Source organism: Shimia sp. FJ5 (assembly GCF_032918335.1).
Classification (GTDB): Bacteria; Pseudomonadota; Alphaproteobacteria; order Rhodobacterales; family Rhodobacteraceae; genus Shimia; species Shimia aestuarii_A.
This window is the reverse complement of sequence record NZ_JAWJUV010000002.1, coordinates 809,359-825,638: the sequence shown is the minus strand read 5'-3', so window position 1 is coordinate 825,638 and position 16,280 is coordinate 809,359. Positions and strand designations below refer to the sequence as shown.

The window sequence follows — 16,280 nt, the reverse complement described above, 5'->3', positions numbered from 1 at the left end:
AAGCGTGGAATTGGTCGCATGCCGTGAAAAAAGCGCGCAATCGCCGGGAGCTATCGGGGGAGGAAGTATGCAAGCAGCCTTGGATGCCGACCGACCCGCGGGGAGCGAGGGGTGTGAGTGCGGGCTAGTGACAACCAAGTCTGCTGCTTGCAATCACGATCTTATAGAGACCGAGACTTTGTTGACAAGACAAATAGTTAGAAAAGTTGCACCAGACAGGGGCGTATGTTTATGAAAATTTCAAGATCGGCCAGAACATCTAACCAATTTGAAAACTTACGTCGCGGAAACCGACGCGTTCGACCCATTTTGCGACCTCACCGACAAGGCCCCATTCAGGACTTGCACAAGAACAAAAAGGGATCACATTAGGGACAACCGGAGGATCAGCGATGCCCTATGCCCATTCCGACAAATCTTTGCCCATGATGCAGGACCTGCCCACGCGCGAAAAACTCGAGGGCGGCAAGACCTTTGTCATGCACACAGACTTTGCCCCGGCGGGCGATCAGCCAACAGCGATCGTCGAGTTGTCGGACGCCATCAAAGACGGGGAGCGCAATCAAGTGCTTCTCGGCGCGACGGGGACGGGCAAGACATTCACCATGGCCAAGGTCATCGAAGAGACCCAGCGCCCCGCCATCATCCTCGCCCCGAACAAGACCCTCGCGGCCCAGCTTTATGGCGAGATGAAAGGGTTCTTCCCCGAGAACTCGGTCGAGTATTTCGTCTCTTTCTACGACTACTACCAACCCGAGGCCTACGTGCCGCGCAGCGATACCTATATCGAGAAGGAATCGCAGATCAACGAACAGATCGACCGCATGCGCCACTCGGCGACGCGCGCCCTTCTCGAACGCGATGACGTCATTATCGTGGCCTCGGTCTCCTGCATCTACGGCATCGGGAGCGTCGAGACTTACTCGGCGATGACCCAAGATCTCGAGGTCGGCAAGGAATACGACCAACGCGCCGTCATGGCCGAACTCGTGGCGCAACAATACCGCCGCAACGATCAAGCGTTCCAACGTGGCTCTTTTCGGGTCCGGGGCGACAGCCTCGAGATCTTCCCCGCCCACCTCGAAGACCGCGCCTGGAAACTCTCTTTCTTCGGCGAAGAGTTGGAGGCGATCACCGAGTTTGACCCGCTGACCGGCGAGCGCACCGGCACGATGGAGAAAATCCGCGTCTACGCCAATTCGCACTACGTGACGCCGAAACCGACGCTGAAACAGGCGGTCATCTCGATCAAGGAGGAACTGCGTCAGCGCCTCGACATCCTCACCGGCGAAGGCAAACTCCTCGAGGCCCAGCGCCTTGAGCAGCGCACCAATTTCGACATCGAGATGCTTGAGGCAACGGGCCATTGCAACGGGATCGAGAACTATTCCCGCTATCTCACCGGCCGCGCCCCCGGCGAGCCGCCGCCAACGCTTTTCGAATTCATCCCCGACAACGCCATCGTTTTCGCCGATGAATCCCACGTCTCCGTGCCGCAGATCGGCGGCATGTATCGCGGCGACCACCGACGCAAGTTCACGCTGGCGGAACACGGCTTCCGCCTGCCCTCCTGCATGGACAACCGGCCCCTCAAATTCGAGGAATGGGACGCCATGCGCCCGCAGAGCGTCTTCGTTTCGGCCACCCCCGCGGCATGGGAGCTTGAACAATCCGGCGGGGTCTTTACCGAACAGGTCATCCGCCCCACCGGCCTCCTCGACCCCGAGGTCGAGATTCGCCCCGTCGAGACGCAGGTCGACGATCTCCTCGACGAAATCCGCCACGTGACCGCGCAGGGCTTCCGCACGCTCGTCACCACGCTGACCAAGCGCATGGCCGAGGACCTGACGGAATACCTGCATGAACAGGGCATCAAGGTCCGCTACATGCATTCCGACATCGACACGCTCGAGCGCATCGAGATCCTCCGCGACCTGCGCCTCGGGGCCTTCGACGTGCTGATCGGCATCAACCTGTTGCGCGAAGGCCTAGACATTCCCGAATGTGGCCTCGTGGCGATCCTCGACGCCGACAAGGAAGGCTTCCTGCGCTCCGAGACCTCCCTCATTCAGACCATTGGCCGCGCCGCCCGCAACGCCGAGGGCCGCGTCATCATGTATGCCGACCGCATCACCGGCTCCATGGACCGCGCGCTCAATGAAACCAACCGCCGCCGCGCCCGCCAGATCGCCTATAACGAGGAACACGGCATCACGCCCGAGACGGTCAAAAAGAACGTCGAGGATGTGCTCGCCGGCCTCTACCAAGGCGACGTGGACATGAACCGCGTCACCGCACAGGTCGACAAACCCCTGCACGGCGCCAACCTCGAAGCCCATCTCGAGGGCCTGCGTGCCGACATGCGCAAGGCCGCAGAGAACCTCGAGTTCGAAGAAGCCGCCCGCCTGCGCGACGAGGTCAAACGGCTTGAGGCGGTCGATTTGGTGGTCGCCGACGACCCGCTGGCGCGGCAGAGTGCGGTTGAAGCCGCCAGCGACGCAGCGACGAAGGCGCGGGGGCGGTCAACGGCGGGTCGGCCGGGGCAACGTGGGGGGAATGTGAAGAGGCGGGGGAGGTGACCAAAGCCAAAGTGTCTAAGCATTCGAAGAAACACCACTACGTACCTCAAGGAATACTGAGACGTTTTTGCTTTCAGAATGACACTACTTGGTATCTGTCGCGTGAGCGTTTCCCCGGCGACCCAAGTCCGCGCAATATTGGCAGCATCTTCTGCAAGAGGCACTTCAACAGCTTTCAGAAAGAAGATGGCACAAAGGATGATGCGGTAGAGCGGTTCTTCGGAAAGGAGTTTGACAACTACATTCCAGAATGGACTGCACACTTAGAGGTCTCTCAAGAGACAAATTCGCCTGTAGCTTTTGGGGGCGCTGAGAGACGACGCTTCGTTCAGTTCTTTTATAACCATATGAAAAGGAGCCCTGACTTCATTGAACCTATTGTTGCAGAAGCTACGGAGGAAACGTTTGCGGCAGAATCCATTGAGAAGTTAGAGAGGCAAGTTCGACCACTGACGGATGAAGAGCGCAGCAAATTTCAATCAACAGACTTTCAAAGAAGAGTCGCCGGAAATAGCCGCGTTGAGAATTTTAGCAAGCAATCCGTGAAAATTCTTGAAACTATCAATGAGATGTCCATCGCGCTCGCCACCCCCGCCCGTGCGAATAAGCAATTCATCGTTGGGTCAAATCCTGTTGCTCGCTTTGAAGATTATCCTCGCCAGCACCTTAGTGAACCGGGCGTGGAACTCTGGACAACACTGACTCCGCGCCTCGCAGTCGGGTTCGTTCATTCTTCGAATGTGGACAACCTCCGTTTGTCAGATCACCAAGTTCGCAAATTGAACATTTCAATAGCTAAACAAAGCCGTGCAATAGCATCCACGTCAAAGGAACTACTGGCCTCGCTAGCGAGGGTCGGTTGGCCAACTTCACCCAAAGCGCCCGATCCCGAGGGTGGGTGCGAGAATCGCGCCCGCCCTGGGGGGCGGGTCGGGCGCGATGCATGATGCTGTGCATCATGCGTTCATGTGGGTAGGACACCACAGCCCCTTGCCTTCCCGCACATTCCTCGCCACTTTCGCCAAAGGCACGCCACTAGGCTCACCCATTCCCCACACCACTAGGAAAAGAGCCATGCCCGAGAAAGATCCGTTCCAGCCCCTCGACGCCGACTCCCGCGCCCTTGCGCGGCAATTGATCGACACCGCCACCTCCGGCGCGCTGGCGACGACCAACCCGGAAACCGGCGCACCCAATGTGACGCGCATCGCCATCGGCACCGACAAAGACGGCACCCCCGTGACCCTGATCTCCGGCCTCGCCTCGCATACGCCCGCGCTGCGCGCCGATCCGCGCTGTGCCCTGATGCTGGGCGAGCCGCCCGCGAAGGGCGATCCCCTCGCCTTTCCGCGCCTCATGCTCGACTGTCGCGCGGCCTTCATCGAGCGCACCGACCCCGCCTTCGCCCCCCTGCGCGATCATTTCCTCGCCCAGCGCCCGAAGTCGAAACTCTACATAGACCTGCCCGATTTCGCCTTTGCCCGGCTCGAGATCGACCGCGCGACGCTCAACGGCGGTTTTGGCAAGGCCTTCCGCCTCGCCGCCGACGACCTTTCCGCCTGACACACCGCCCTACTGCGCGAGCCCCAATGCTTCCAAATGGGCGACACTCTCCTCCACCCGGTCAAAATCGTTGATCTCGACAATCAGGTGCGGCGCCGCATGACACCCTTCAAGCGCCTTGAACACCCCGTGCCACGGGATGTTCCCCGCCCCGAGGTGCCAATGCCGGTCGGCATAGCCATCCGTGTCCTGCAAATGTACATGGCCAAGCATTTCGCCCGCGTGGCTGATATACCGATCCACCGCCGGCGCGCCACAGATCGTATGCGCCCAATGCGCGTGGCCCGTATCGACAGAGAGCCGCAGCGCCGCGCTATCGGCGGCCTCGATGACGGCCATACGGTCGGCCGGATCGGTGTCCTTGATGTTCTCCATGACCATCACGACGCCTAAATCCTCGGCCCGCGCAATCGCCGGGCCAAGTGTTTCGAGGATCGCATTGATCCGCTTGTCCCGCCCCTTCGGTCCGTTGTCGAGGTTGTCGCGATCCCACGGATCATAGGGCGAATGGATGACCATCTGCCCGGCGCCAAGTTTTTCGCAAACGTCGAGCGCCTGTTCCATTCGGGCTTGCACAATGGCCCGCACCTCACGGTCCCCGGTGTGCAGCTCAAACCCCGAGAACGGCCCGTGAATGCCAAGCCGCCCGTCCCATCCGTCGAGCGCGTTCTTGGCAAGGTCGATGAACGGGTCCGGGTTGCGTAGAATGTCCGCCATGCAAAATTCCGGCAGTTCCAGATCGCGATCCTTCTCAAAGAGCCAGTCCCGATGCTTTGACAGATCCAGCACCGTCAACTGTGCTCCGACCACAGGCAGTTCGCTCATCTTAACCCTCCTGAAACCTCTCTAACCGCAATTGCCTCAAGAGTTGCACCGACGCGATACCGACGCAATACCGACGTGATACCGACAAGGGATTTCCCGGCTTTCAGGCAAAGAAAAACCCACCGCACGCCGCCTGCGCCCGGTGGGTGAAAAACGGCTGAAACGCCTTATTTTGTGACCGTCAGGCCCAACATCCGCCAGCCCGTCATACCGGCGCGATAGTAATAGATCTTCTCTGCCGGATACCCCGCCTCAATCATCCGCCGCGCCGCCGTAGGCGACTGCCCACACCACGGCCCGTTACAGTAAAGCGCGACCCTCTTGGCGTCATCACAGATGAACCCGTCAAAGTCGATTTCACAGCCCAGTTCGTCAAGCCGATCCGCCGCCTGAGTATAGGGGATGTTGATCGCCCCCGGGATCGCGCCGCCGTCAAAGTTCGATTTGACCCGGCCATCCACGACGATGACCTCGGGATCCTGAAGGAATTCAAGCATTTCCAACTCGCCAATCGGCGTCACACCCGGCGCCGGGATCATCGGCTGGATACAGAAATTCGGGCAGGGCCGCGAGGTCTTGGCCCAGTCCCCCTCGATCTTGTTCTCGGTGTCCTGAATACGTTCAATCGTCACCGGGCCGGTGGCCGTTTCGATCTCGACCGAGGCGAGGTCGGGTCGGATATTGACCTCCTGCGCCAAGGCTGGCACCGCCATCAAAAGGGCTGCGCACGCTGCCATCATCGTTTTCATGGTCTCTCCTCCTAAACTAGCACCCTCCCCCAAGTTTGTCCGGCAAACGAGGAACACATGCAAGCTTCAATACCTGAGGCCGCCCAATTGGACGGCCTCATCGCAAATCAACGAACGCGGGCCTTAGCGCACCACATGCACCGCGCATTTGGCATGACGCACAAGCTGCGTCGCCGTGCTGCCAAGAAGCAGGTCCTGCATCCCCGGACGGTGCGACGCGACCACGATCAGGCCCGGCTTGTGCTCATCCGCCCAATCGAGAATCGTGCGCCCCGAATGACCATCGACCACAACGCATTCGGCGTTGGAAATACCGGTCGCCATACCCTCAAGCGACTTGATGATCGCCTTCTTGGCATCCTCGTGAAACCCTTCCGGGATGTAGTTCACCGCATAGCTCGGCACCTGCTCCATCACGTGCAAAAGGGTAATCTTGCCGCCCTCCGTGCCAAGCTTGGATGCGACCTCAAGGGCCGTTTCCGGGTGGCGATCGCCGTCGAAAGAGACGGGAACGAGAATATGTTCATACATGTTGAATCTCCTGTTTCCTGTCAGCAGTTTAGAGCCAAGCACCGGGCCGCACATTGATGCAGGTCACGCTTTTCCTCGGCGCCGATCACGCCCGATCCGTGCCCCGCGCGTCAGTTGAACGCCGCCACCACGTCATACATGACCGGCTCGAAACTACGGCAAAGCTGGTTGATCTGCCGATTGCGTTCGCGCATCTCATCGCTGCGCAGCATGGCCTGGAAATCCTCGCGCCGCTCCCATTGCGAGTAGTTCGCGATCCGTGTCTGCGCGTCGTTGACATGAAGCCCCGCCGCGATGAATCCCGGCTGTTTCGAGATGAAACTCTCATAGGCATCGGTCAACGCGTCGAGCAGGTCCTGACAGGTGCCCGGCGTCATCTCGAAAGTGGTGATGACCGTCTGGTACGTGGCGTCCTTGCTGATCTTGGGCATGGTGTCCTCCTTTGGCTGCCTGCCGGGATCATCGGCAGAATGGCGAGACTGCGCGTTAACTGAAAGTAAACCATCCCGGCTCATTCCTTGCAAAGAGGTTAATATGATCCGCTGGTTTTTCCTTCTCGTCCTGTGCGCTGGACCTGCCTTCTCCGGCCCTTGGCTGCGGGACAAGGGCACGGCGTTTACATCGACGACAGTCGAGATTTCCCCGGCCGATCCGGCGCGCAGCGCGCCCTTTCCTCCGCCCTACCCCATAGATGCCTATACCGCCGTCTATGGCGAATACGGCCTGACCCCGCGCCTGACGCTCGGCTTCGATGGCGGTTCGGACACTTATGGCAACGGCACCGGTCTGCTCTTCCTGCGCTTTCCTCTCCGCGAGGGGAAAACCGCCCGCATGGCTGGCGAGATTGCGCTCGGCGCACGCTGGAGCCTCACCGAACTGACCCCCCTGCTCCGCCCCGGTGCGTCTTGGGGGCGAGGCCTGACGCTCTTTGACAAACCCGGCTGGGCTGCACTCGACGCGACCGTGCTGATCCCCGGTGATGGCGGCCGCATGGTGCCAAAGCTGGATGCGACGCTCGGTCTCGATACTGGCGAGCGCATGAAAGTCATGCTTGGCCTCACCGTCGAACGCCCCGCCCCGACGCTCTCGGCCTCCGTTGCCTTTCGCGCTTGGGACAAGGTGCACCTGACCGTCGGGATCAAGATACGTGGCGACAGGTCGCGGCCCGATTGCCTGACGCTGGGCTTCTGGCAGACCTTCTGATCCGTCAGCCGCGAATTGATCTCTCCCGCGGCCTCAGGCATACTCTCGACAAGTGCACCGTGAAAACACGGGCACCGACATATCGAGTTCGAGGCCGAGTCATGAAACATGTTCTGGTTGCCCTGATGCTGGCTGCCATCACCGTTCCCGCCGTTCCGACCCCCGCCGATGCGGGCACGCTCCGGCGCGCCTGCCTGAAATCGGACCGAAGCGCCGCCAGCCGCCGGATGTGCCGCTGTATGCAACAGGTGGCCGACCGTGCTTTGCCACGTGGCGACCAACGCCTCGCTGCGTCCTTCTTCGACGACCCACACCGCGCTCAGGAAATCCGCCAATCGGATCGCCTGAGCCACGAACGGTTCTGGAAGCGCTACAAGGAATTCAGCGCCACATTCGCCGCCTCCTGCGGGCACCTGAACTGATGCCGTGCACGGCCCGGCATTCACTTTCTTGAAATCCAGCCCCAGAAACCTTGACCTGAGCCGCTTCTGAATTCACAAATCCGGAAACTTCCGGAGGTTCAGACATGATCTCGAAAGGCGTGACCCTGCGGGGTCTCGAGGTATTCGAGGCTCTCGCCCGAAGCGGCTCTGTTGCGCAGGCGGCAAGCGAAACCGGTCTCTCGCAACCTGCGGTCAGCCAGCAAATCCGCAACCTCGAGGCCGCGCTTGACACGGCGTTGGTCGATCATGGCAAACGCCCCATGCGCCTGACGGCTGCCGGGCGTAGCTTCCTTTCCCGCACCAATCGCGTCCTCTCAGAGCTCCGTCTCGCGCAATCGGAACTGACGGTGATGGACCTGTCGCACCTGACTTCGCTCTCGCTCGGCATGATCGACGATTTCGACAATGATCTGACGCCGCGCCTCGCGACGGTTCTGGCCGAGAGCCTGACCAACTGTCGCTTTCGTCTCATCACCGCTCCAAGCCACGAGATCAGCAAGGCCATGACGGAACGCCACTTGCATCTTGGCGTCGCCGCAAGCACCGGAGAGATGCTCGCAGGGGTGACGGAATACCCGCTGGTGCGCGATCCGTTCATCATCGTCGCCCCGCGCGGACAGTTTCCCGGCGGCGCGCCCTCCATCGACGCGCTCTCGCAATTGCCCTTTCTACGCTACGAACGCGCCCAACTCATAAGCCGCACCATCGATGCGCAATTCACCCGCCTTGGCCTCGAGTTTCCCGAGCGTTTCGAAATCGGAAGCCACCTTGCCCTCATGGCCATGGTTGCGCGCGGTATTGGCTGGGCTGTGACGACGCCGCTTGGCTACATGCGCGCGGTGCGGTTCCATGACGAAGTCGAGGCCTGCCCTCTGCCCTTCGCCCCGTTCAGTCGCACCATCTCGCTTTTCGCGAGCGCCGACTGGGCCGACCGCGTGCCGCGCGACGTTCATGCGATCCTGCGCCGCCTCCTACAGGAACAGGTGATCGCGCCAACGCTGACCAAGCTACCTTGGCTTGCCGACGACCTGCACCTGACCAGCTCCTAGGTCTTAAAGCGTCGCCATCAACCCGCGCGCGCATGCCTCGACAAGGTCGAGTGCCGCATCGAAATCGCGGGTATAGTAGGGGTCCGGCACTTCGCTCATGCCCCGCTCCGGCGCGTAATCTGTAAAGAGCCGCACAGGCGTCGCATTCCCCGCCGGGCGCAACCGCTCCATGTTGGCGAAATTGCTCGCATCCATGCCGATGATGAGGTCGAAGCGATCAAAATCCTCGGCGGAGAACTGACGCGCACGCAGATCGGACAAGTCATAGCCCCGCGCCTTCGCCGCTGCCTGCATCGCGCCATAGGGAGGCTCGCCGACATGCCAATCGCTCGTGCCAGCGCTATCGGTCTCCACGTCCTGCGCCATCTCACGAAAGACGCCCTCCGCGGTGGGCGAGCGACAGATGTTGCCAAGGCAAACGAACAGGATTTTCATGAAACGCCTCCCCGCGCGCGCACCGCCGCCTCTAGCCCGGCAAGAAGCATGTCCGTGTCGTCCTCGCGCCGCACCGGCACGCCCTGCGCCGCAAGCGCGCCCTGAAGCGCCTCTGACGCGCGGCCCTCTCCGATCAAGACCACCTCCTGACCAAGCCAATAGACCCGCGCCGCCGCAAGCTCCGCCCCAAGAAGCGCCCCCCAAAGCGTTCCGGCGTCACCTGCCCGCGCGATATAGGCCGCAAGGCGCTCAGGCCGTGCCATCGCATCGTCAAGCGCCCGGCGCATCACCGCATCGTCCCAAGCCTCGTCGACCTCCATCGCGGCTGCGAGTTGCCCGGTGACAAAACGCTGAAAACTGATCACCTCGCCCGCGCTCACATGTGCCCAGACCGTCGCTTCACCGGCGACACAGATGACACCGTCCCAATTCGGATTGGCGCTCGCATAGCCTGCGATCCGCGCCTCTGCGCCGCCACTGAACTGCCCGTCCCAAGCAAGCGGCGGGAAAAGCCAGCCACCACCGACACCCGCCTCCAACTCTGGCACCGCCTTGCACGGTAGCGTGCGCGGTGTGCCGCCCCCGCCAAGCAACACAATCGGGGCCTTGCCGCCATCCGTGGGTTGGCGCGCGGGCATATCCCACATCCGCGCCATGCGCCCGATCTTCTCTGCCGCTATCCATGTCGCCATCGCACCTGTCTCCCCTGTTTCCCCCGGTATCCCCGAACCATCGGGCCAAGGTCAACTCCCCCTTGCCGCCCCGCGCCCCGCGCGCCATCCTGCCCCAAGCGAAGGAGAGGCCAGATGAGCAAAGACAAAATCGTGATCCTGACCGGCGCCGGGATTTCCGCCGAAAGCGGCCTTGGCACATTTCGCGACGAGGGCGGCCTCTGGGCACAGCACCGGATCGAGGATGTCGCCACCCCCGAAGGGTTTCACCGCGACCCCGATCTCGTGCATGGCTTCTACAACGCCCGGCGCGCCCATGCCGCCAAGGCATCGCCCAACGCTGCACACACGGCGCTTGCCCAGCTCGAGGCCGAACATCCCGGAAACGTTCTCATTGTGACGCAGAATGTCGATGCGCTGCATGAAAAGGCAGGCTCCAAAAACGTGCTGCATATGCATGGCACGCTTGCAGGTGCGCTTTGCGGCCGATGCGATCACCGCTGGCCCGCGCCGCCCGAAATGCACAAGGACGATCTTTGCCCCGCCTGCGGCAGTGCCGCGACACGGCCTGACGTGGTGTGGTTCGGCGAGATGCCCTATCACATGGATGATATCTGGACCCATCTGGCACAGGCCGACACTTTCGTCGCCATCGGCACCTCGGGCGAGGTCTACCCGGCGGCGGCTTTCGTGCAAGAGGCCGCGATGGGCGGCGCGCATACGATCGAGCTGAACCTCGAACCGTCCACCCGTGTCTCGGATTTCGCCGAGACCTGTTTCGGCCCGGCAACCCGCATCGTCCCCGATTGGGTGACGCAAGAGCTGTCGCGCTAGCTGCGCACATGCCCCTCGATTTCGGTGAGCTTGTTGAGAATTCGGTTATGCACCGGCTTCACAACGGTCCCAAGCCGCAACGCCGCCCCCCGTAGAAGGCGCGCAGGCGGGCGATCATCGGTAAAGAGCCGCACAAGCGCATTGGTCCCATGATAGAGCGGCAAGACAGTGCGTCGATGCGCTGCCTCATAGCGTTTCAAGGCGCGGGCATCGCCCGCATCCCCGCCCCGCTCCAACGCTTCTCTGATCTCCGCCGCCAAGAGGCTCGCCCCCGAAAGTCCGAGGTTATAGCCATGCGCCGTCACCGGGTGCATCCCGACTGCCGCATCGCCGACAAGTGCGAACCGATGCCCCACGAAGCGCCGCGCCAGCACCGCGACAAGCGGATAAGGGTGGCGCGGGCTCGAAAGATGCATCGCCCCGAGCCGCCCCTCAAACCGCGCCGCGACATCGGCGGCAAAACCCGCGTCGCTCATCGCCATGACCTGCTCGGCCCGATCCGCCGGAAGCGTGACCACCACAGACGAGACATTCCCCGCCATCGGCAGGATCGCGAGGGTCTGGTCATAGTGGAAACATTCGAACGCCGTGTCCTCGTGCGGCAACTCATGGGTCATCTCGCAGACGATCACGACCCGCCCGAAATCGAGCGAATCCGCCGCCAGCCCCATCTTGCGCCGCACCCCCGAGAACCGGCTGTCTGCCGCGATGAGAAGATTGCCATGAAGACGCCGCCCATCGGCCAGCCCCACGCGCGCCCCGCCCGCATCCGTCGCCACCGTCGCGACCTCGGCCTCACAGAGCAGGGACACATGCGGATCATCCTTGATGACCTCGTAGGCTGTGCGCCGGATCTCGTGGTTTTGAACTATGCGGCCAAGGTAATCCGCGCCCGCTTTGCGTGCGTCAAAGTTCAACGCAAAGGCCGACGTGCCGTTCAACACCTTTGCGTCCCGGATCGTCCCGATGCGCCCCTCGTCAAGGCGCGCCCACATGCCATAGTCGCGCATCAAAGCCTCGGACGTATGGGTGAGCGCGATATCGCGCCCGTCTTCCGGTGGGTTGGCGAGAACGCTCTCAGAGAGCTTCTCGACAATCGCAATCTGCTGGCCGCTGCCTTGCATAGCGCGCGCAAAACCAAGCCCCGCCGGACCGGCCCCAACCACAACGATGTCGAAATTACTCTGCTCGGCCATGATGACCTCCCTCAATGCTCGCCGCACCATAGGCGGCAGAGGGGCGCGCGTTGTTGACTTGTGTCAACTCGAGCTGCGCGGGTTGGCCAAGGCCCCCATCGGAGCCTTGGCCGGGACGGGTTTAGTCGTCCATTTTCATCTCGCCATGGTTCATATGACCCATGCCGTGCATCGGCTTACGCTCGAGATCGACCGGGATTTCGACCGCGACCTCGCCCGCCTTTTCAAAGACGAGGGTAACATTGACCACGTCGCCATGCTCAAGACCTTTGTTGAGGCCCATGAACATCACATGATCGCCACCGCGCGCCAGCGCATGTTCACCGCCTGCGGGAATGGCAAAACCTTCCGGCACGTGCAGCATCTGCATGACGCCCTCGGCGTTTTCCTTGTGGGTGTGCAGCTCGACAACCTGCGACACGTCCGAACGCGCGTCGATAAGCTGATCCGCCTCGTCGCCGGTGTTCTCGATGACCATAAAGGCCGCGCCGGATTTCGACATCTTGGTCGCGACGCGCGCATAGGGGTCTTTGACCGTGATGATGCTCTCGGCGAGTGCGGGGGCGGCAAAGGCGATGGTGGCCACGGCGGCCGCGGCGAAGGATTTGAAGGACATCTCGTCTCTCCTGAAACTGTCTTTGGAATTGGGGGTGGGTCGGAATGCGCCCCTTAAAGGACGCGGTTCTCCGGTGGCCCGCGCGCAACCGTGCTCACAGGTCGAATCACGCGCAAGCTGCGCTCCTGTGGCACGACGATCTTTTCCCCACGCCCTTCCACGGCATGCAGAACCACATCCGGCACCGCCACGGCATTCAGCAGGGACAGGCTGAACTCCGGACAGATATGTGCCGGCCCCGTGGGGTTGCCTTCGGCATCCACCGGCATCATCACCGGCCCGGACGCCCCGGTGCATAGCTCCATCTCGCCCACAGGCATCGCCATGCCACGGGCAATCGCCATGCTGTGCCCGGTGAGGACAAGCACGGAGACGAGCAGAATCGCGATGGACTGGCGCAGTCGGTTCATGGCGCAACTATAGGCATTGCCGCGCCGGAATGTGAAGCGGCGAAACGAAGCGGCAAAAACGGAAAAACCCCACCTGCAAAACAGGCGGGGCGTTCCAAATCTTTCGCGGTCAGGCGATATCAGGCGTTTGCGGCCTGTGCCTTGGCGATCTCTTTCTTCACCTTCAGCGCGTTTGCCGAAAGCTCGGTGTCCTTCGCCTTGGCGAGGAACTTGTCGAGACCACCGCGGTGATCCACGGTGCGCAGGGCCGACGCCGAGATGCGCAGCTTGACGCCACGACCAAGGGTTTCCGACTGCAGCGTCACGTCGTTCAGGTTCGGGAGGAAACGACGCTTGGTTTTGTTGTTGGCGTGGCTGACATTGTTGCCAGTCATCGGGCCTTTTCCGGTCAGTTCGCAACGGCGCGACATGGGTTCATCCTCGTTTTACGGTCCACGGGGAATCGGCCCCCGTCAAAGCAATAAGGCGCCGCCAAGGGCAGCGCCCGGAAATTTGTCTGGCGTCATTAGGCGCTAATCTCGGTGCCGTCAAGTGATTCAGCACAAGGAAATGTCCCGCGCGGTCGAAACTTCTATGTCTTGGCCGCAGCCGCCTCTCGCGCGGCCTGTTGCCCCCGTGCCGCCTGTGCAAGAGCGGCTCGCCCGCGCGCCTCGGCGGTTTCGGCCAGGTGACGCCAATAGGTTGCCGACTCGCGCCGCCCAGCCCGATGCAGGCCGATGATCTCGCTCGGATCGACCTGTCCGCGCAACAAAAGCCCCTGCACCCGGCCAAACCCGCCGCTTTCGCCAAGAACCCGCGTCGCCGGATGACCGCCACAGCCAAGCCGACACAAGGCGAGCTTGGGAAACGCCTCCTGGATCAGCCGCGCATTGTAGATATCGAGCGGGCGGAACGGATCGGCAAGGATGACCCCTTTCATGCCGCGCTTGGCCCGCCGCGCCACATCTCCGAGCGCCGCATCGAATCCAACGGCGCTATCGCGATACCGGCGGTCCCGCGGGACAACCTCTGGTGCGATCGAGAATTGAGGCGAGATCAGGATGGCATGCTGAAGTCCAAGCGCCTTGGAAAACCGCAGCACCCCGTACCCCCCCATCGAGAACCCCGTGCCCACCACACGGCGATAGGGCGCCACGATCTCGCGCAACCGCGCCTCGAAGGCGTCGGTCTCTTGGTTGATGTACCAATCATTGCACCGCGCTTGCAGGTGTAGATGGGCGTAGTTTTTCTTTACGAACCTCTGCACCGGACGGCTTTCGCTGAAGGCGCCATCCGGCGTGACCCGTTGACGAAACGTCACGATGAGCTTGGGCGCCTCTGCATTGAAAAGGCACGCCCGAAGGCGTTCCCCGTCAAAAAGGATACGCCCCTTTGCCGTCATCCGCCGAGATGCTCTTCCAGCATCCGTTGCGCGGCAAGGCTCGGTGTCGTCTCGCCGTCCTCGACCTCGAGCGCGAGCGCTGCCATCACTTCGCGTGCCGGGGATTGGCGCAACTTGGCAAGAAGCCCCTGCCGCACCTCTTCTTCGAACCAATAGCGTGCCTGCGCCGCACGCCGCGCGTCCCAATGGCCGTTGTCGCGCCGCCAATCGACAAGCGTTGTCATCTCGCCCCATGCGGTCTCAAGCCCGTCCTCCTGAAGCGCCGAAACCGTCATCGCCTTGGGGAACCCTTCCGGGTCTTGCGGGCGTTTGCGCAAGAGGCGAAGCGCGCCGGCATAGTCCGCACAGGTCCGCATCGCCGTCGCCTTGAGATCGCCATCGGCCTTGTTGACGAGGATGATATCGGCCATCTCCATGATGCCGCGTTTGACGCCCTGCAACTCATCCCCACCCGCCGGAGCAAGAAGGAGCATGAACAGGTCCGACATTTCCGCGACCACGGTTTCCGACTGCCCGACACCCACGGTCTCGATCAAGATGACATCGAACCCCGCCGCCTCGCAAAGCGCCACCGCCTCACGCGTGCGCCGCGCCACACCGCCAAGATGCGATTGGCTCGGCGAGGGACGGATAAAGGCGTTGGGGTTGCGCGAAAGCTGTTCCATCCGGGTCTTGTCGCCAAGGATCGAGCCGCCCGAGCGTGCCGAAGAAGGGTCGACTGCGAGCACCGCAACGCGCAGCCCTTTTTCCGTGAGCATCATGCCGAAGCTCTCGATGAAGGTCGACTTGCCGACGCCCGGAGTCCCCGAAAGGCCGATCCGAAGCGCCTGTTTCCCCGAGCCGCGCAACGCTTCAAGTAGCTCGCTCGCCTGTGCCCGGTGATCCGCGCGCCCGCTTTCCACAAGGGTGATCGCCCGCGCAAGCGCCCGGCGGTCCTGCTTCAATATCCTGTCACGCATCTGTGTGATATCCATAGCGTCTCTCACCCTCCAGCGCCTCGCAAAGCGCAGCGCGAATTCGTTCGTTGTTTTCAAGGAAGCTTCATGCCTTGTGCGCCCGCTCAATGTCCACCCCGACATGCACCCCTGCGCCGATTTTGCGCCCTTCTGGCGCTTCTCTTGGCGCCTCTACCGGGCCACGCGGAACAGCTCTGGTTTGTTGAAACCCTTGGCCTCAAGGTTGGCGAGTTCCGTCTCGCCGTCACCGAAACCGAAACACGCTATGCCGGGCGCGCGGTCTTCCGAACGACCGGGCTCGCCGATCTTCTGGCCGGTGTCCGTGTCGATCTTTCCACGACCGGCATCCGTGGGAACACCCACCCGCGCCCGCACATCTACCAAGGCGACATTCATACCGGCCGCCGACAGGCCCGTGCCGAAGTCGACTTCTCGACGACCCCGCCCCGCGTCCTGCAAAGCCTGGCGCCCCCGGCAAGCCCGATCCCGCCGGCAGCTCTTGCCGAGACGATTGATCCTCTGACCCTTCTCTGGCTGACACTGCGCGATCAAAAAACAGTTCCCTGCCCCCCGCAACGCCGTCATTTCGACGGCACCCGCGTCGCCTCAGTCGATTTTCCCCGCCAAACCCGCACGGACCGGACCATAACCTGCCATGGCACATACCGCCGCCTCTTTGGCTATTCCGCTGAAGAACTCTCCGAACGCCAAAGCGCACCGCTGAGTGTCACCTATCAGCGCAACGGCCTCTTCTGGCGCGCCACCCGGCTGACCGTTAAGGCCCGCCACGGACGCGCAACCCTGATCCGGCAGGACTAGACGCGCCGCGCGCCCTGCCC

20 protein-coding genes are annotated in these 16,280 nt (G+C 62.1%); 8 read left to right on the top strand and 12 right to left on the bottom strand.

Annotated elements, in window-relative coordinates; translation table 11 throughout:
- Positions 1 to 392 precede the first annotated feature (392 nt).
- The 3 genes from uvrB (at position 393) to R1W01_RS10480 (ending at position 4,142) form a co-directional block, all read left to right on the top strand.
- Positions 393 to 2,579 (top strand): excinuclease ABC subunit UvrB, encoded by a 2,187-nt coding sequence (gene uvrB / locus R1W01_RS10490; protein WP_297755451.1) that lies wholly within the window; start codon positions 393 to 395, stop codon positions 2,577 to 2,579.
- Positions 2,576 to 3,526, top strand: coding sequence for a DUF4238 domain-containing protein (locus R1W01_RS10485; RefSeq protein ID WP_297755454.1), 951 nt, complete (start codon positions 2,576 to 2,578; stop codon positions 3,524 to 3,526). Before uvrB ends, R1W01_RS10485 begins: the two co-directional genes overlap by 4 nt.
- A 127-nt stretch (positions 3,527 to 3,653) precedes the next feature.
- Positions 3,654 to 4,142 carry a HugZ family protein gene (locus R1W01_RS10480; RefSeq protein ID WP_297755457.1) on the top strand — a complete coding sequence of 163 codons (489 nt, stop codon included), beginning with the start codon at positions 3,654 to 3,656 and terminating at the stop codon, positions 4,140 to 4,142.
- A 9-nt stretch (positions 4,143 to 4,151) separates the two neighbouring features.
- Here the strand turns inward: R1W01_RS10480 and R1W01_RS10475 are convergent, their stop codons facing one another.
- The 4 genes from R1W01_RS10475 to R1W01_RS10460 form a co-directional block, all read right to left on the bottom strand.
- Positions 4,152 to 4,967 carry a sugar phosphate isomerase/epimerase family protein gene (locus R1W01_RS10475; RefSeq protein WP_297755460.1) on the bottom strand — a complete coding sequence of 272 codons (816 nt, stop codon included), beginning with the start codon at positions 4,965 to 4,967 and terminating at the stop codon, positions 4,152 to 4,154.
- Between the two features lie 167 nt (positions 4,968 to 5,134).
- Complete coding sequence (locus tag R1W01_RS10470) at positions 5,135 to 5,716, bottom strand: rhodanese-like domain-containing protein (protein WP_317275224.1); 582 nt, start codon at positions 5,714 to 5,716, stop codon at positions 5,135 to 5,137.
- A gap of 123 nt (positions 5,717 to 5,839) precedes the next feature.
- The gene (locus R1W01_RS10465; protein ID WP_297755462.1) at positions 5,840 to 6,247 is read right to left on the bottom strand and encodes a universal stress protein; all 408 of its coding nucleotides are present in this window, start codon (positions 6,245 to 6,247) and stop codon (positions 5,840 to 5,842) included.
- Between the two features lie 110 nt (positions 6,248 to 6,357).
- Positions 6,358 to 6,678 (bottom strand): antibiotic biosynthesis monooxygenase family protein, encoded by a 321-nt coding sequence (locus R1W01_RS10460; protein WP_243612496.1) that lies wholly within the window; start codon positions 6,676 to 6,678, stop codon positions 6,358 to 6,360.
- A gap of 103 nt (positions 6,679 to 6,781) precedes the next feature.
- On the opposite strand from R1W01_RS10460, the gene R1W01_RS10455 reads away from it, so the two are divergent.
- From R1W01_RS10455 to R1W01_RS10445, 3 genes are all read left to right on the top strand, one after another.
- Positions 6,782 to 7,450 carry a hypothetical protein gene (locus R1W01_RS10455; protein ID WP_297755466.1) on the top strand — a complete coding sequence of 223 codons (669 nt, stop codon included), beginning with the start codon at positions 6,782 to 6,784 and terminating at the stop codon, positions 7,448 to 7,450.
- A gap of 101 nt (positions 7,451 to 7,551) precedes the next feature.
- On the top strand, positions 7,552 to 7,872 hold the full coding sequence (locus tag R1W01_RS10450; protein WP_243612498.1) for a hypothetical protein: 321 nt from the start codon (positions 7,552 to 7,554) through the stop codon (positions 7,870 to 7,872).
- Between the two features lie 104 nt (positions 7,873 to 7,976).
- Positions 7,977 to 8,942 (top strand): LysR family transcriptional regulator, encoded by a 966-nt coding sequence (locus R1W01_RS10445; protein ID WP_297755470.1) that lies wholly within the window; start codon positions 7,977 to 7,979, stop codon positions 8,940 to 8,942.
- 3 nt (positions 8,943 to 8,945) lie between these two features.
- On the opposite strand, the gene R1W01_RS10440 is transcribed toward R1W01_RS10445, so the two are convergent.
- Together R1W01_RS10440 and R1W01_RS10435 are read right to left on the bottom strand one after the other, a co-directional pair.
- The gene (locus R1W01_RS10440; protein WP_297755473.1) at positions 8,946 to 9,377 is read right to left on the bottom strand and encodes a low molecular weight protein-tyrosine-phosphatase; all 432 of its coding nucleotides are present in this window, start codon (positions 9,375 to 9,377) and stop codon (positions 8,946 to 8,948) included.
- Complete coding sequence (locus R1W01_RS10435; protein WP_297755475.1) at positions 9,374 to 10,069, bottom strand: 2-dehydro-3-deoxygalactonokinase; 696 nt, start codon at positions 10,067 to 10,069, stop codon at positions 9,374 to 9,376. The genes R1W01_RS10440 and R1W01_RS10435 overlap by 4 nt, the downstream gene beginning before the upstream one ends.
- 114 nt (positions 10,070 to 10,183) lie before the next feature.
- Here R1W01_RS10435 and R1W01_RS10430 point away from each other — a divergent pair, with 114 nt between their 5' ends.
- A complete protein-coding gene (locus R1W01_RS10430; RefSeq protein WP_297755478.1) occupies positions 10,184 to 10,882 on the top strand; it encodes an NAD-dependent deacylase in 699 nt (232 codons plus the stop codon).
- On the opposite strand, the gene ubiM is transcribed toward R1W01_RS10430, so the two are convergent.
- The 6 genes from ubiM to meaB form a co-directional block, all read right to left on the bottom strand.
- The gene (gene ubiM / locus R1W01_RS10425) at positions 10,879 to 12,078 is read right to left on the bottom strand and encodes a 5-demethoxyubiquinol-8 5-hydroxylase UbiM (protein ID WP_297755481.1); all 1,200 of its coding nucleotides are present in this window, start codon (positions 12,076 to 12,078) and stop codon (positions 10,879 to 10,881) included. The two genes, R1W01_RS10430 and ubiM, sit on opposite strands and share 4 nt — an antisense overlap.
- A gap of 121 nt (positions 12,079 to 12,199) precedes the next feature.
- Positions 12,200 to 12,694 (bottom strand): copper chaperone PCu(A)C, encoded by a 495-nt coding sequence (locus R1W01_RS10420; protein WP_243612504.1) that lies wholly within the window; start codon positions 12,692 to 12,694, stop codon positions 12,200 to 12,202.
- A gap of 53 nt (positions 12,695 to 12,747) precedes the next feature.
- The gene (locus tag R1W01_RS10415) at positions 12,748 to 13,104 is read right to left on the bottom strand and encodes a hypothetical protein (RefSeq protein WP_243612505.1); all 357 of its coding nucleotides are present in this window, start codon (positions 13,102 to 13,104) and stop codon (positions 12,748 to 12,750) included.
- 119 nt (positions 13,105 to 13,223) lie between these two features.
- Entirely contained in the window at positions 13,224 to 13,514 is a 291-nt protein-coding gene (gene rpmB, locus R1W01_RS10410; protein WP_243612506.1) for a 50S ribosomal protein L28, read from the bottom strand.
- A gap of 161 nt (positions 13,515 to 13,675) precedes the next feature.
- Positions 13,676 to 14,485 (bottom strand): alpha/beta hydrolase, encoded by an 810-nt coding sequence (locus tag R1W01_RS10405; RefSeq protein WP_297755486.1) that lies wholly within the window; start codon positions 14,483 to 14,485, stop codon positions 13,676 to 13,678.
- Positions 14,482 to 15,459: a methylmalonyl Co-A mutase-associated GTPase MeaB gene (gene meaB / locus R1W01_RS10400; RefSeq protein WP_297755488.1), complete on the bottom strand. Its 978-nt coding sequence runs from the start codon at positions 15,457 to 15,459 to the stop codon at positions 14,482 to 14,484. Before meaB ends, R1W01_RS10405 begins: the two co-directional genes overlap by 4 nt.
- A gap of 69 nt (positions 15,460 to 15,528) precedes the next feature.
- Between meaB and R1W01_RS10395 the strand changes: the two genes are divergently transcribed.
- A complete protein-coding gene (locus tag R1W01_RS10395) occupies positions 15,529 to 16,260 on the top strand; it encodes a DUF3108 domain-containing protein (RefSeq protein ID WP_297755491.1) in 732 nt (243 codons plus the stop codon).
- Positions 16,261 to 16,280 lie beyond the last annotated feature (20 nt).

Bases quoted from the DNA above. Each gene is read 5' to 3' on its own strand.
- R1W01_RS10475 (WP_297755460.1), bottom strand. From the start codon at position 4,967: ATGAGCGAACTGCCTGTGGTCGGAGCACAGTTGACGGTGCTGGATCTG.
- R1W01_RS10440 (WP_297755473.1), bottom strand. From the start codon at position 9,377: ATGAAAATCCTGTTCGTTTGCCTTGGCAACATCTGTCGCTCGCCCACC.
- R1W01_RS10430 (WP_297755478.1), top strand. From the start codon at position 10,184: ATGAGCAAAGACAAAATCGTGATCCTGACCGGCGCCGGGATTTCCGCC.
- uvrB (WP_297755451.1), top strand. From the start codon at position 393: ATGCCCTATGCCCATTCCGACAAATCTTTGCCCATGATGCAGGACCTG.
- R1W01_RS10420 (WP_243612504.1), bottom strand. From the start codon at position 12,694: ATGTCCTTCAAATCCTTCGCCGCGGCCGCCGTGGCCACCATCGCCTTT.
- R1W01_RS10405 (WP_297755486.1), bottom strand. From the start codon at position 14,485: ATGACGGCAAAGGGGCGTATCCTTTTTGACGGGGAACGCCTTCGGGCG.
- R1W01_RS10395 (WP_297755491.1), top strand. From the start codon at position 15,529: ATGCCTTGTGCGCCCGCTCAATGTCCACCCCGACATGCACCCCTGCGC.
- meaB (WP_297755488.1), bottom strand. From the start codon at position 15,459: ATGGATATCACACAGATGCGTGACAGGATATTGAAGCAGGACCGCCGG.
- rpmB (WP_243612506.1), bottom strand. From the start codon at position 13,514: ATGTCGCGCCGTTGCGAACTGACCGGAAAAGGCCCGATGACTGGCAAC.
- R1W01_RS10455 (WP_297755466.1), top strand. From the start codon at position 6,782: ATGATCCGCTGGTTTTTCCTTCTCGTCCTGTGCGCTGGACCTGCCTTC.
- R1W01_RS10480 (WP_297755457.1), top strand. From the start codon at position 3,654: ATGCCCGAGAAAGATCCGTTCCAGCCCCTCGACGCCGACTCCCGCGCC.
- R1W01_RS10435 (WP_297755475.1), bottom strand. From the start codon at position 10,069: ATGGCGACATGGATAGCGGCAGAGAAGATCGGGCGCATGGCGCGGATG.
- ubiM (WP_297755481.1), bottom strand. From the start codon at position 12,078: ATGGCCGAGCAGAGTAATTTCGACATCGTTGTGGTTGGGGCCGGTCCG.
- R1W01_RS10470 (WP_317275224.1), bottom strand. From the start codon at position 5,716: ATGAAAACGATGATGGCAGCGTGCGCAGCCCTTTTGATGGCGGTGCCA.
- R1W01_RS10465 (WP_297755462.1), bottom strand. From the start codon at position 6,247: ATGTATGAACATATTCTCGTTCCCGTCTCTTTCGACGGCGATCGCCAC.
- R1W01_RS10445 (WP_297755470.1), top strand. From the start codon at position 7,977: ATGATCTCGAAAGGCGTGACCCTGCGGGGTCTCGAGGTATTCGAGGCT.
- R1W01_RS10460 (WP_243612496.1), bottom strand. From the start codon at position 6,678: ATGCCCAAGATCAGCAAGGACGCCACGTACCAGACGGTCATCACCACT.
- R1W01_RS10415 (WP_243612505.1), bottom strand. From the start codon at position 13,104: ATGAACCGACTGCGCCAGTCCATCGCGATTCTGCTCGTCTCCGTGCTT.
- R1W01_RS10450 (WP_243612498.1), top strand. From the start codon at position 7,552: ATGAAACATGTTCTGGTTGCCCTGATGCTGGCTGCCATCACCGTTCCC.